The following is a 13,292-nucleotide window of genomic DNA, read 5'->3' on the forward strand; positions in this document are numbered from 1 at the left end:
ATGCGCGTCACCGTCATTGGCGCGGGTGTGGCCGGACTGGTCACGGCCATCGAACTGGCCAGCCGCGGCGCCCGGGTGGAGATCGTGGAACGCGGCGCAGGTCCGGGCGCGCAGGCCTGCGCCTGGTTTGCCGGCGGCATGCTGGCGCCGTGGTGCGAACAGGCCACCGCCGAACCGCCGGTGGCGGCGTTGGGCGCCGCTTCCATCACGTGGTGGCAGCGCCATTTCACCGATACCGTGCAGCGCGGCACGCTGGTGGTCGCCGCCACCCGCGATGCCGGCGAACTGGAGTTGTTCGGCCGCCGCACCGAGCGGTTCGAAGCAGCCGACGCCGCCCTTATCGGCGCACTCGAACCGGATCTGGCGGGACGGTTTCACCGCGGCCTGTTCTTTCCCGACGAGGCGCACCTGGACCCGCGCCGCGCGCTGCAGGCCTTGACGGCGCAACTGGATGCGATGGGCGTGACGATCCGCTACGGCGTGGACGCCGATGTGGAACGGGTGGTGGCGGACCGGGTGATCGATTGCCGCGGCATCGCCGCGCACGACACGCTGGAGGAGCTACGCGGCGTGCGGGGCGAAATGATCATGCTGCGCGCACCGGACATCCATCTCACGCGCCCCGTGCGTCTGCTGCATCCGCGCTTCGGGATATACGTGATCCCGCGCGGCCAGGGCGTCTTCATGCTGGGGGGCACCTTGCTGGAAAGCAGCAGCCATGGCCCGGTCACCGTGCGTTCGGCGATGGATCTGCTCAACGCCGCCTACGCGCTGCACCCGGCGTTTGCCGAAGCGCAGATCCTGGAGCTGGGTGTGGGCGTGCGCCCCGCCTTTCCCGACAACCTGCCGCGCGTGTTCCGCCGCGGCAACGTCATCCACGTCAACGGCCTCTATCGCCACGGCTTCCTGCTTTCGCCCGCGATGGCGCAGCAGGCCGTGCAGATGGCGCTGGCCAACACCCCGGAGGCAAGCGCATGCATATCCTCGTGAACGGCGCCGCGCACGACGTGTGCGCCACCACCCTGGCGCAGGCACTGGACGCGCTCGGTTATCGGCGAGCCATCGTGGCCACCGCGCTCAACGGCGCGTTCGTGCCCACGGATCATCGCGACACCACCGCGCTGGCCGAAGGCGATGCGCTGGAGATTCTCGCCCCGATGCAGGGCGGTTGAGCCATGAATCTCTATGGCATCGAACTGACATCGCGCCTGCTGCTGGGCAGCGCCCGCTATCCCTCGCCGGCGATGCTGGCCGATGCGGTGCGCGCGTCGGGCACCGAGGTGGTCACCGTGTCGCTGCGGCGCGAATCGGGCGGACAACGCAGCGGGCAGGGTTTTTGGTCGCTGATCCGCGATCTGGGCGTGCGCGTGCTGCCGAATACGGCCGGTTGCCATTCGGCGAAGGAAGCGGTGACCACCGCGCGGATGGCGCGCGACATCTTCCAGACGCCGTGGATCAAGCTGGAAGTGATCGGCGACGCCGACACGCTGCAGCCGGATGTGTTCGACCTGGTCGAGGCGGCGGCCGAGTTGTGCGCCGACGGCTTCGAGGTGTTTCCGTACACCACCGACGATCTGGTCGTGGCCGACCGGCTGCTGCAGGCGGGTTGTCGCGTGCTGATGCCGTGGGGCGCACCGATCGGCAGCGGGCGCGGGTTGAACAACCGCTTCGGCCTGCGCACCTTGCGCGCGCACTTTCCCGACGTGCCGCTGATCATCGACGCCGGCATCGGCCGGCCATCGCACGCGGTGGAAGCGATGGAGCTGGGTTTCGATGGCGTGCTGCTGAATACCGCGGTGGCGCTGGCCGGCGATCCGGTGGCGATGGCCGCCGCGTTCGCCCGCGCGATCGAAGCGGGGCGCGCGGGTTTCGAGGCCCAGCCGATGGCGCCGCGCGACCTCGCCGAACCCTCCACGCCGATCACCGGCAAGGCGTGGCTGGCGTGATCGCGTTGCCCCCGTTCTACCCCATCGTGGACAGCGCCGAATGGGTCGGCCGGCTGGCACCGCTCGGCATCGAGCTGGTGCAGCTGCGGCTCAAGGCACAGCCCGCGGAGGTGATTCGCCGCGAGGTTCGCGCCGCGCTGGCGGTCTGTCGCTGGCAGGGAGTGCAACTGGTGGTCAACGACCATTGGCAGATCGCGCTGGACGAAGGCGCCGACTTCATCCACCTCGGCCAGCAGGACTTGCTCGACGCGGATCTGAAGGCGATCCGCGGGCACGGCATGCGGCTGGGCATCAGCACCCACGACCATGCCGAACTGGATCGCGCACTGGCGGCATCACCCGACTACGTGGCGCTGGGGCCGATCTATGACACCACGCTCAAGCAGATGCCGTGGGCGCCGCAGGGCCTGCCGCGCATCGCCGAGTGGAAGCGGCTGATCGGCGATCGACCGCTGGTGGCGATCGGCGGCATCACGCTGGAGCGCGCCGCCGGCTGTTTCGATGCGGGCGCCGACAGCATCGCCACCATCGGCGACGTGACCGGCCACGCCGACCCGCTGGCACGCGCGGCGGCATGGCTCACCGCGACGGCAGCGCACCCATGAGCGACCGTTACGCGCGCCAGATCGTGCTGCCCCATGTCGGCGAGGCGGGCCAGGCGCGGTTGTCGGCCGCACATGTGCTGGTGATCGGTGCAGGTGGCCTGGGCTGTCCGGTGCTGCAGTATCTGGCGGGCGCCGGCGTCGGTCGGATCACCGTGATCGATCACGATGACGTCGAGGAGAGCAACCTGCATCGGCAGCCGCTGTATGCGATGGCCGATGTTGGTTCATTCAAGGCGCGGGCGGCGCGCGCCGCCCTGTTGCGGCTCAACCCGACCATCGCCGTGGACGCGCTGACACAGCAGCTGACCCCGGCCAACGCGGCGGCGCTGGTGGCCGGCGTCGATAGCGTCGTCGACGCCTCCGACAGTCTCGCCGTTACCTACACCGTGAGCGACGCCTGCCTGCAGCAAAACACCCCGCTGATCAGCGCGTCCGCCGTGGGCCTGGCCGGTTACGTCGGTGGCTTTTGCGGCGGCGCCCCCAGCTATCGCGCCGTGTTTCCCGACATGCCCGCACGCGCGGCCAGTTGCAGCAGCGCCGGCGTGCTGGGCAGTCTGGTTGGCATGATCGGCAGCCTGCAGGCGCAATGCGTGCTGCAACTGCTGCTGGGCATCGCGCCCTCGCCGCTGGGGCGACTGCTGAGTTTCGATGCGAGCCGTCTGGCGTTCGGTGGTTTCGACTTCCACGAGGCGAGCGAACCGGAAGGCGACGCGTTGCGCTTCATCGACGTCGGCGATGTGGTGCGGGACGACCTGGTGATCGACCTGCGCAGCCTGGACGAAGCCCCGGTATCGCCGCTGGCCGCGGCCCTGCGTTTCACCCCGGAGCACATCGACGCCTTCATCGGCGCCCATCCGCCCACGACGCGCCGCGTAGTGTTGTGCTGTCACAGCGGCGTGCGCGCATGGCGCATCGGTCGACAATTGCAGTCGCGCGGCTACGCCAACCTGGCCCTGGCGACGCTCGCCAGGGTGTCGGCATGACACAGGTACTGTCCATCGCCGGCTCCGACTCCTGCGGTGGCGCCGGCCTGCAGGCGGATCTGAAAACGTTCGCCGCCTTCGGCGTCGACGGCGCCACCGTGGTGACCGCCGTCACCGCCCAGAACACCGCCGGCGTGCGCGCCATCGCGCCCATGTCCGCGGCGATGGTGCAGGCGCAGATGGACGCGGTATTCGAGGAGATGACCATCGACGCCGTGAAGCTGGGCATGCTGGTCAACGCGGATATCGTGGCCACGGTCGCGCAGCAACTTGAATGCCGGCGGCCAGCGTTCGTGGTGCTCGACCCGGTGTTGCTCGCCACCTCCGGGGCGCAGCTGCTGGAAGCCGCAGCGGTGGATCTGCTGCGCACGCGGCTGTTGCCGCTGGCCGATTGCCTCACCCCCAATCTGGCCGAAGCCGCCGCACTGCTGGACGCGCCGCACGCAACGGACGAGGTGGAGATGGCGCGGCAAGGGCGTGCGCTGCTCTCGCTGGGGCCGCGATCGGTGTTGATGAAGGGCGGCCATGCTGCCCTGCCCGAAGCGGTCGACCTTCTGGTCACCGCGCGCGGCATACAACGCTTCGCCGCGCCGTGGGTGGCCACCACCCGCCTGCACGGAACCGGCTGCATGCTCGCAGCCGGCATTGCGGCCGGGCTGGCGAAAGCATGTCCGCTGCACGAGGCGGTTGATCGCGCCCGGCAGCATCTGCGCCAGGTGCTGATCCAGCGGGCGCGATGCTGACGGCCCGACATCTGCTGCGCCGCGCGTTTCCCCGCCAATCGGCGCCCGATACAATGATTTGCGCATCGAACGCGCTCTTCCCTCCACTGCGTCCAGGCGGCATCCCGTGATCCTTTGCGTACCCAACGTGTTGACGGCCGACGAGCTCGGCGTCCTTCGCAGCGAACTGCGCGATGCGTCGTTCACCGACGGCGCGCGCACCGCGGGTTGGTCGGCGCGGGAGGTGAAGAAGAACCTGCAAGCCAGCGACGACAACCCGCATCAGGAGCGTTTGCGCGACATGGTGCGCAGCGCCTTCATGCGCAATGGCATGCTGCAGACGGCGCTGCTGCCATCGGCATCGACGCTGCCGCTGTTCAACCGCTACGACATCGGCATGCAGTACGGGCAGCACGTCGACGCGCCGGTGATGGGCGGCATGGGCAATGCGGTGCGCACCGACGTGGCGATCACGCTGTTCATTTCCGAGCCCACGAGCTACGACGGCGGCGAGCTGATGATCGATTCCGGCGGCATGGAATACGCGTTCAAGCTCGATGCCGGTGCCGCCATCGCCTACCCCGCCAATTCGCTGCATCACGTGACCCCGGTGACGCGCGGCAGTCGCCAGGCGGCGATCATCTGGGTGCAAAGCCTGGTGCGCGACCCGGCACGGCGGGAATTGCTGTGGGATCTGGAAAACGCCAAACGGCAGCTCTTCGGCCGCGAAGGGAAGAGCGTCACCTTCGACACGGTCAGCCGATCCCACGCGAACTTGCTGCGCATGTGGGCGGACGTCTAGACGCCGGGGCGGTCAAACGCCAGAAACGGGAAACAGTGCGGCTCGCGCTGTGGGAGCGACTTCAGTCGCGAAGCTCCTGTTTTTTTGGCAATGAAGCGAAGAGCATCGCGACTGAAGTCGCTCCCACCGGTCGGCGCTGCGGTTGAGGGCACGGGGAGATGAACTCGTCGAGTTTTCCACGCGCGCAGCACGCGCCACTACCCTCTCGCCGCTCCCGGCATCGCCGCCTTCGGTGGCAGCGACCAGTCGATCGGCGCCTGGCCGTGGCTTTCCAGATACCGGTTGGCCGCCGAGAAATGGCCGCAACCGAGAAACCCCCGGTGGGCCGACAGCGGCGAGGGATGCACCGAGGTCAGCACGCAATGGCGATTGCGGTCGATCAGGCTGCCCTTGCGTTGCGCATAGGCGCCCCACAGCAGGAACACCAGGCCCTCGCGCTCGCGGTTGAGTGCGGCGATCGCCGCGTCGGTGAAGCCTTCCCAGCCCTTGCCCTGGTGCGCGCCGGCGCGGCCCTCTTCCACCGTCAGCACGCTGTTGAGCAACAGCACGCCGCGGTCGGCCCAGGGCGTGAGGCAGCCGTGGTCGGGGCGCGCGATACCGAGGTCGCGCTGGATTTCCTTGAAGATGTTGTCCAGCGAGGGCGGCACCCGCACGCCGGCCGGCACGGAGAAGCACAAGCCATGCGCCTGTCCCGGGCCGTGGTACGGGTCCTGCCCCAGTATCACCACGCGGACGGCATCGAACGGTGTGTGGTCGAAGGCGGAGAAAATCGCCGGACCGGGCGGGTAGATGTGTTTGCCGTCCGCTTTCTGCGCCCGCAGGAACGCCGCCAGCGCCTGCATGTCCGGACGCCGCAGATAATCCTCCAGCCGCACCTTCCACGATGCTTCCAGCCGGACCGGGGCGTCACTCATCGCCGGCCGTTTCGCGCAAATGGCGGGCCACCCGCAGCTGGAACAGCAGCTTGGTCACCAGCAGCTTTTCCTCCACCGGCTTCTCCACCAGGTCGTTGGCGCCGGTCTTGATCAGCGCCGCCTGGTTGACCGGGTTCTCGTCGCCGGTCATCACCAGCACCGGCAGCCGACCCTTCCCGTAACCGTATTCGGTACGGATGCGTTCGAGCAGATCGCCGCCGGTCAGTTCGCCCTTCAGGCTGACGTCGGTCAGTACCACGTCCGCCCCGATCTGCCCCTGCGCGCGGGCGGTTTCCAGCAGCACCAGCGCATCCTCCACGCTGATCACATGACGCACGGTGAGACCGTATTTCTCCAGCATGCGACGGGTGGCCAGCGCCACCACGCGACTGTCTTCCACGTACAGCACGGTGCCCTCGACGCTGCTTTCCGGCCGCACGTAGCCGCGGATGAACTCGGCCAGCGCCTGGAAGCCCAAGGACTTGTCGAAGTAGTCGGTGACATGCTCGCCCAGCTCGCGGCGATGCAGGCGCGAGTCCACGTCGCCGGAAACCACCACGATGGGTACATAGAATTGCGGCGCCGACTCGCGCACGAATTGCGCCAGCTCCAGCCCGTCCATGTCGGGCAGGCGCAGCGCGATGGTGATGAAGTCGAACACGCCCACGCCCAGCAGTTGCTGCGCCTCGTTGCCGCTGCCGCAACCGACGATCTCGACGCCCGGCAATTCCGCCTTCAGCACCCGGGTGATCAACTGCCGCACCACCCGCGAACCGTCAACCACCAGCACCCGCGGCGCGGTGGTCAGCAAGCGGTTGCTGATCGCCTGGGGTGCTTCCTGGTTGTCCACTCCATTCATGACGATCCCGATTCACGTCGCGGCACGACCCTGTCTGCCACCATACTTTACCGACACCAGGCGGGGTGTCGGCGCAAGTCACAAGTTCAGGCGGCCTTGCGCAACTGCCAGGCGCTGACCAGCCGCGCACCCAGCCAGCCCAGCGCGGCGGCAGCCAGCGGTACGGCCAGCAGCAGCCAGGTGGGAAGGCCGGCCACTTGCAGCTTGCCGTCGTAGGTCTGGCTCAGCTGCGCTACCGGTGCGGCCAGGCCCAGCTCGATCACCACCGCCAGCGCGGCGGCGAAAATACCGCTGAACAAGCCGTACCAGATGCCGGCATACAGATAAGGACGGCGCACGAACGCATCGCTGGCGCCCACCAGCAGCAGCACGCCGATTTCCTCGCTGCGGCTGGCGATGTCCACCCGCACCGTATTGCCCACCACCAGCAACGCCGCGGCAGCCAGCATCAACGCCAGCATCAGCACCACGCGGTTGCCCACGCCGAGCAGCGCCTCCAGCCGTTTGCGCCAGCTGTCGCTGTCCTGCACCAACTCGACCCCGCGCATCGCGCGCACGTCGGCCACCAGCGACTCAACGGCGGCGGCGTTTGCATCGGTGCGCGGCTGCAGTTGCACCACGTAAGGCAGCGGGTTGTCATCCAGCAATTCCAGCGCGCCGGAGAAACCCTGCATCTTCGCCAGCTCTTCCATGCCTTGCTGCGGGCTTTTCACGGCGACGGACGCGACCTCCGGTCGATTGCCCAACTGAGTCGCCAGCAACTGGGTGGCCTGCCCACTCTGCCCGGTTTGCATGAAGACGCTGATTGCCTGGCTCTGGCCCATGGCATCGCCCAGCTTCTGCACATTGCCCAGCAGCAGGTAGAACGCCAGCGGCAAGGCCAGCGCCAGGCCCATCACGGCAATGGTCAGCAGGCTGCCCAGCGGGCGCGCGGCCAGCCGGCGCAGGCTGGCCGCGGCGCTCCAGCCATGGTGCTCCTGCCAGCTGGCGAATCGCTGCGGCCGCGGCGCCTGCGCGGACGGCCCGTGGTATTCCGGCGACGTGTTCACAGCACCTCCTGCGCGGCAAGGTCCGCCACCAGCCGGCCATGATCGAGCACGATCACGCGTTTGCGCATGCGCTTGATCAACGGCAGGTCATGGCTGGCGATCAGCACGGTGGTGCCCACCTGCTGGAATTCGGCGAACAGGCCCATGATCTCCACCGCCAGTTGCGGGTCGAGGTTGCCGGTGGGTTCGTCGGCGATCAGCAGGGTGGGCCGCGCCACGATGGCGCGGGCGATACCCACGCGTTGCTGCTCGCCGGTGGACAAGGTGGCCGGCAACTGTCGTTCGTAGGCCAGCAGGCCGACTTTCTCCAGCGCGGCGCGCACGCGGCGCGCGCGCTCAGCCCGCGCCACGCCGCCGATCATCAACGGCAACTCGACGTTGGCGAATACCGTGCGCTCCATCAGCAGCCGGTGATCCTGGAACACCATGCCGATCCGCCGACGCAGCCTGGGAATGCCGCCCCGGCGCACCTTGGCCAGGTTCTGGCCATCCAGGGTGATCACGCCATGGGAGGGGCGCTCGATCAGGCCCAGCAATTTCAGCAGCGTGCTCTTGCCGGCGCCGGAGTGACCGGTGACGAAGGCCATCTCGCCGGTAGGCACTTCGAAAGACAGCTGCGAGAGCGCCTCGTGGCCGCCTTCGTAGCGTTTGCTCACTTGCTCGAATTGGATCACCGGTTTCCCCGCACCTGCATGGCCTGCCAGCGACAAGGATAAGGGAAGCGCATGCGAAGTGGCGGACTCCGACAGCGGCGGCGACCGATCCCGGCCACCGCACGCAGGGGTCGATCAGCGGCCGGTCAGCAACCGCGTCAGGCGGCTGAGCAAACCGGGCTTTTTCGCCGGGGCGTTGTCGCGCGGTTTGCCCGCCGTCACCGCCACCTGCCGCGAGGGCCGATGATAGGCAACCGCTTCGGCCGGCGCGGCGTTCGACTCGCGCGCGGGACGATCGGCACGCGGTGCGCGCTCGGCGCCCGCCTGGGCCACCGATGCACCGCCGGCATCCGTGGCAGCACCGTCACGACGGCGGTTGCGGCCACCACGACGGCGGCGCGGCTTGTGCGGCGCGTCGCCACTGGCGGGGGCGCCGGCCTCGGTGGCATGCACCGGCACCGGAATCGGCTGCGCGGCGGCCACGTCGGCACTGGTGTCGGCGGCGGGAGCCGGCCGGGGCTTGCGCGGCAGGCGCGGGCCGGAACGATCCGACCCGCGTTCGCCCCCGCGACCATCGCGACTGCCGGATCGGCGCGGCTTCTCGCCCGGTCGCGGCGGCACCACGTCGCCGAACGCGGCGCTGTCGGCGGCGGCATTGGCGGCGAACTCGGCATCGACGGCGCGCGGCTTGGGCATCACCAGCAAGTCGGCGTCCATGTGCGCCACCGGAATGCTCTGCCCGATGTACGCCTCGATATCCGGCAGGCTCATCGCGTACAGGTCGCAGGCGAAACTGATCGCGTCGCCCTCGGCGCCGAGCCGCGCGGTGCGGCCGATGCGGTGCACGTAATCCTCCGCTTCATGCGGCAGGTCGTAATTGAAAACGTGGCTGACCGCCGGGATGTGCAGCCCGCGCGCGGCCACATCGGTGGCAACAAGAATGTCGAGCTGGCCGTCCTGGAAACGCTGCAGCAGCTTCTGCCGCTTCAGCTGCGGCACGTCGCCGGAAATCGCGCCCACGCGGCAGCCGTGGCGCTTGACCCGCTCGGTGATGCGTTCGGCGGCGGCCTTGGTGTTGACGAAGATGATGCTGCGGGTGGGCTGGTGCTTGTCGATCAGGTTCAACAGCAGCGGCATCTTTTCTTCCTTGGCTGGGAAGTAGACGACCTGGCGCACCTTGTCGGCGGTGACGTTGTCGCTTTCCACCACCAGCTTCTCGGCCTCGTGCATGTGCTCGTAGGCCAGCTCCAGCACGCGGTGGCTCAACGTGGCCGAGAACAGCAGCACCTGGCGCTGCTCGCGCGGCGGCAGCTTGCGGAAGATGAAGCGCACGTCCTTGATGAAGCCGAGGTCGAACATGCGGTCCGCCTCGTCGATCACCATCACCTCGACGCTGTTGAGGTTGAAAACCCCCTGCTTGTGGTAGTCGAGCATGCGGCCGGGCGTGGCGATGATGATGTCGCAGCCGTCTTTCAACTGCTGGCGCTGCTTCTCGTAATCGACGCCGCCGTAGATCAGGGCGATCTTCAGGCCGGTGTGACGGCCGATGGCCTGGGCGTCCTTGTCGATCTGGATGGCCAGCTCGCGGGTGGGCGCGATGATCAGCGCGCGCGGGTCGGCGTCCTTGCGCCCGGCCACGGCCGGCGTGGTCAGCAGGCGGTTCATCAGCGCCACCAGGAAGGCACAGGTCTTGCCGGTGCCGGTCTGTGCCTGACCGGCGACGTCCTTGCCGGCCAGCGCCAGCGGCAGCGTCATTTCCTGGATCGGCGTGCAGCGGGTGAAACCGCTGTCGTCCAGGCCCTGCTGCAGCAGCGGATGAAGATCGAAATTGGTGAAAAAGGTGTCGGTGAGTACGGTTTGGGACATATGCGGATGGTTGACCTGGCCAGACGGCGGCGTGAAGCGCTGCACCCGCTTGATGCCGGATGTCGGCGCAGGGCGGTGCAGGACGGGATGCGCGGGTGAAGCGAGCGACCCAGCGCCAGGCCCGACGGGCCGCGCCGCAACGGGCGGCACCGGAGATTGTCGGCTCCCTGGCTGGCGGCCTTCGCAGGCCGCCCTTGAATCGTGCCCGGAGTTGCGCTGGAATGAAGAACCTGCCGCAAGGCAGACCATCTTCCGGCTCGACCCGCGCTTCATGGGCACCCGAGTGTAGCTGATGACGGCTCCCGGCGTCTTTAACCGGCCCGGCCGCCGCCGGCTTGCGCCGCGACCAGGTTGCAGTCGAACGTGTTGCATTCGGGCGCGGCCGCCCCATTTTTCAACCACGCGGTTTACTTAATCGCGTTTTGCCCAGTCACGGAGATTCCCGGTGAGCGACCTGATTACCCATGTGAACGACGATGCCTTCCAGCAGCAGGTGCTGGAATCAGATGTACCCGTATTGCTTGATTTCTGGGCGGAATGGTGCGGCCCGTGCAAGGCCATCGCGCCGATGCTCGAGGACCTGGCCAAGGATTACGAAGGCAAGTTGCGGGTGGTCAAGGTCAATATCGACCACAACCAGCAGACGCCCCGCACCTATGGCGTGCGCGGCATTCCCACCCTGATGGTGTTCAAGAACGGCAAGGTCGAGGCCACCCAGATCGGTGCCGTCAGCAAGGGTCAGCTGGCCCAGATGATCGACAAGGCCATCTGAACCGCTCCCCCGTACCATCCAGTGATTCCCGCCGCGTGCTTTACGGCCGCACGCGGCGGATGCTAGATTCATCGCGTCCGTCGGGACAGTCCTGTCCCCCAGCGCCCTCCGCGCGACGCACATCCTCCCTCCTGTAATTCAACGGCGCCCCGCGAGGATTGCCCGTGTCCGATACCGAAAACCACACCCCGAACGACGCCGTTGGCGCCGACGCCAAACCTGTTGCCGATGGCAAGCCCGAGCCGCGCCCGCGCGCGCCGCGCCGCACGGCAGCAGCCATAGCGGCGGCAAATGCCGAGAAAGCCGCCAAGACATCCGGCACGGAAAAGCCGGCCACCGAGACCGCCGATCGGCCGGCCCCGGCGCCGTCCGCACCCGTGCAGGGCAACCTGCCCGTCGCCGCACCGGCCGCCGCCTCGTCCAGCGAGGCGCCCGCCCCACGCGCGCCGCAGGAACCACGCGAAGCGGCCCCGGCCGGCAACGCCAACCCCCAACAGAACCAGGGCCAGGCGCAGAACCCGAACCAGGGCCAGAACCCGTCCAACCAGGGCCAGAACCAGAATCAGGGCCAGGGGCAAAACCAGAACAACGGCAACGGCGGCCGCGAAAATCGCGAAGGCCGTGGCCGGCGCCGCCGCAACGAGCGCAGCCCGCAGCAGCAACCGCCGCGCGGACAGAACAACAACCCGCGCCACAACAACCCGAACGGCCTGCCGGTGGACGACGACAACGCCGACCCGGGCAGCAACGACCGCGTCATCAACCTCACCGAGCTGAAGCGCAAGAACGCGCCGCAGCTGCTGGAATTCGCCGAATCGCTGGGCATCCACGAAGGCATCGCCCGCGCCCGCAAGCAGGACGTGATCTTCAACGTGCTCAAGGCGCACGCCCGCTCCGGCGGCGGCATCTGGGCCGAAGGCGTGCTGGAAATCCTGCAGGACGGCTTCGGCTTCATGCGTTCGGCCGACGAGTCGTACCTGGCCGGCCCCGACGACATCTACGTCTCGCCCAGCCAGATCCGCCGCTTCAACCTGCGCACCGGCGACTACATCACCGGCCGCGTGCGGCATCCGAAGGAAGGCGAGCGCTACTTCGCCATGCTGCGGGTCGAGACGATCAACGGCGATCCGCCGGAAGCATCGAAAAACAAGATGCTGTTCGAGAACCTCACCCCGCTGTTCCCGCGCAAGGCGTTCAAGCTGGAGCGCGGCAACGGTTCCAGCGAGGACATCACCGGCCGTATCCTCGATTTGATCGCACCGATCGGCAAGGGCCAGCGCGGCCTGATCGTCTCCCAGCCGAAATCCGGCAAGACGATGATGCTGCAGAACATCGCCCAGGCCATCCAGTACAACCACCCCGAAGCGCACCTGATCATCCTGCTGGTCGACGAGCGGCCGGAGGAAGTCACCGAAATCGCCCGCACCGTGCGCGCCGAGGTCATCTCCTCCACCTTCGACGAGCCGGCCGTGCGTCACGTGCAGGTCGCCGAGATGGTGATCGAGCGCGCCAAGCGCCTGGTCGAGCACAAGAAGGACGTGATCATCCTGCTGGACTCGATCACCCGCCTGGCGCGTGCCTACAACACCGTGATCCCCAGCTCCGGCAAGGTGCTCACCGGCGGCGTGGACGCCAACGCCCTGCAGCGCCCGAAGCGTTTCTTCGGTGCCGCGCGTAACGTGGAAGAAGGCGGTTCGCTGACCATCATCGCCACCGCGCTGACCGAAACCGGCAGCAAGATGGACGAGGTGATCTACGAGGAGTTCAAGGGCACCGGCAACATGGAAGTGCACCTGAGCCGCCGCATCTCCGAGAAGCGCGTCTACCCGGCGATCGACATCAACCGCTCCGGCACCCGCCGCGAAGACCTGCTGATCGACCCGGACATGCTGGCCAAGATCTGGATCCTGCGCAAACTGCTGCATCCGATGGACGAACTGTCGGCAATGGAGTTCATGCTGGACAAGATGAAGAACACCAAGTCCAACGACGAATTCTTCAACTCGATGAAGCGCTGAGGGGCCGGGAATCGGCAATCGGGATTCGGGATTCGCGGAGCCTCGACGCCGCTGCTTCCCTCCCTCTCCCCCAAGCAACGATTGGGGGAGAGGGTTGGGGTGA

Annotated in this window: 14 protein-coding genes; 9 read left to right on the forward strand and 5 right to left on the reverse strand. The window is 67.9% G+C overall.

Features of this window, described 5'->3' with window-relative positions; translation table 11 throughout:
- The 7 genes from thiO (at position 1) to UU9_RS09830 (ending at position 5,058) form a co-directional block, all read left to right on the forward strand.
- Positions 1 to 990: a glycine oxidase ThiO gene (thiO, locus tag UU9_RS09800; protein WP_007081593.1), complete on the forward strand. Its 990-nt coding sequence runs from the start codon at positions 1 to 3 to the stop codon at positions 988 to 990.
- Entirely contained in the window at positions 975 to 1,172 is a 198-nt protein-coding gene (gene thiS / locus UU9_RS09805; protein ID WP_007081594.1) for a sulfur carrier protein ThiS, read from the forward strand. The genes thiO and thiS overlap by 16 nt, the downstream gene beginning before the upstream one ends.
- Before the next feature lie 3 nt (positions 1,173 to 1,175).
- Positions 1,176 to 1,946 carry a thiazole synthase gene (locus tag UU9_RS09810; RefSeq protein WP_007081595.1) on the forward strand — a complete coding sequence of 257 codons (771 nt, stop codon included), beginning with the start codon at positions 1,176 to 1,178 and terminating at the stop codon, positions 1,944 to 1,946.
- Positions 1,943 to 2,551, forward strand: coding sequence for a thiamine phosphate synthase (locus tag UU9_RS09815; protein WP_007081596.1), 609 nt, complete (start codon positions 1,943 to 1,945; stop codon positions 2,549 to 2,551). Before UU9_RS09810 ends, UU9_RS09815 begins: the two co-directional genes overlap by 4 nt.
- Positions 2,548 to 3,534, forward strand: coding sequence for a HesA/MoeB/ThiF family protein (locus UU9_RS09820; RefSeq protein ID WP_007081597.1), 987 nt, complete (start codon positions 2,548 to 2,550; stop codon positions 3,532 to 3,534). The genes UU9_RS09815 and UU9_RS09820 overlap by 4 nt, the downstream gene beginning before the upstream one ends.
- Positions 3,531 to 4,277 carry a bifunctional hydroxymethylpyrimidine kinase/phosphomethylpyrimidine kinase gene (gene thiD / locus UU9_RS09825; RefSeq protein WP_007081598.1) on the forward strand — a complete coding sequence of 249 codons (747 nt, stop codon included), beginning with the start codon at positions 3,531 to 3,533 and terminating at the stop codon, positions 4,275 to 4,277. Before UU9_RS09820 ends, thiD begins: the two co-directional genes overlap by 4 nt.
- Positions 4,278 to 4,383: 106 nt before the next feature.
- Positions 4,384 to 5,058, forward strand: a complete 675-nt coding sequence (locus UU9_RS09830) for a Fe2+-dependent dioxygenase (RefSeq protein WP_007081599.1) — start codon at positions 4,384 to 4,386, stop codon at positions 5,056 to 5,058.
- Positions 5,059 to 5,255: 197 nt separating this feature from the next.
- Here the strand turns inward: UU9_RS09830 and ung are convergent, their stop codons facing one another.
- The 5 genes from ung to UU9_RS09855 form a co-directional block, all read right to left on the reverse strand.
- Positions 5,256 to 5,972 carry a uracil-DNA glycosylase gene (gene ung, locus UU9_RS09835; protein ID WP_007081600.1) on the reverse strand — a complete coding sequence of 239 codons (717 nt, stop codon included), beginning with the start codon at positions 5,970 to 5,972 and terminating at the stop codon, positions 5,256 to 5,258.
- Positions 5,965 to 6,831, reverse strand: a complete 867-nt coding sequence (locus tag UU9_RS09840) for a response regulator (protein ID WP_007081601.1) — start codon at positions 6,829 to 6,831, stop codon at positions 5,965 to 5,967. The genes ung and UU9_RS09840 overlap by 8 nt, the downstream gene beginning before the upstream one ends.
- A gap of 86 nt (positions 6,832 to 6,917) precedes the next feature.
- The gene (ftsX, locus tag UU9_RS09845; protein ID WP_007081602.1) at positions 6,918 to 7,880 is read right to left on the reverse strand and encodes a permease-like cell division protein FtsX; all 963 of its coding nucleotides are present in this window, start codon (positions 7,878 to 7,880) and stop codon (positions 6,918 to 6,920) included.
- Positions 7,877 to 8,554 carry a cell division ATP-binding protein FtsE gene (gene ftsE / locus UU9_RS09850; RefSeq protein ID WP_007081603.1) on the reverse strand — a complete coding sequence of 226 codons (678 nt, stop codon included), beginning with the start codon at positions 8,552 to 8,554 and terminating at the stop codon, positions 7,877 to 7,879. The genes ftsX and ftsE overlap by 4 nt, the downstream gene beginning before the upstream one ends.
- 114 nt (positions 8,555 to 8,668) lie before the next feature.
- Positions 8,669 to 10,399, reverse strand: coding sequence for a DEAD/DEAH box helicase (locus UU9_RS09855; RefSeq protein WP_040670727.1), 1,731 nt, complete (start codon positions 10,397 to 10,399; stop codon positions 8,669 to 8,671).
- 445 nt (positions 10,400 to 10,844) lie between these two features.
- Between UU9_RS09855 and trxA the strand changes: the two genes are divergently transcribed.
- Together trxA and rho are read left to right on the forward strand one after the other, a co-directional pair.
- Positions 10,845 to 11,171, forward strand: a complete 327-nt coding sequence (gene trxA, locus UU9_RS09860; protein WP_007081605.1) for a thioredoxin TrxA — start codon at positions 10,845 to 10,847, stop codon at positions 11,169 to 11,171.
- 164 nt (positions 11,172 to 11,335) lie between these two features.
- The gene (rho, locus tag UU9_RS09865; protein WP_007081606.1) at positions 11,336 to 13,189 is read left to right on the forward strand and encodes a transcription termination factor Rho; all 1,854 of its coding nucleotides are present in this window, start codon (positions 11,336 to 11,338) and stop codon (positions 13,187 to 13,189) included.
- Positions 13,190 to 13,292: the final 103 nt, after the last annotated feature.

The organism is Rhodanobacter fulvus Jip2, assembly GCF_000264315.1.
In the GTDB taxonomy this organism is placed as follows: domain Bacteria; phylum Pseudomonadota; class Gammaproteobacteria; order Xanthomonadales; family Rhodanobacteraceae; genus Rhodanobacter; species Rhodanobacter fulvus.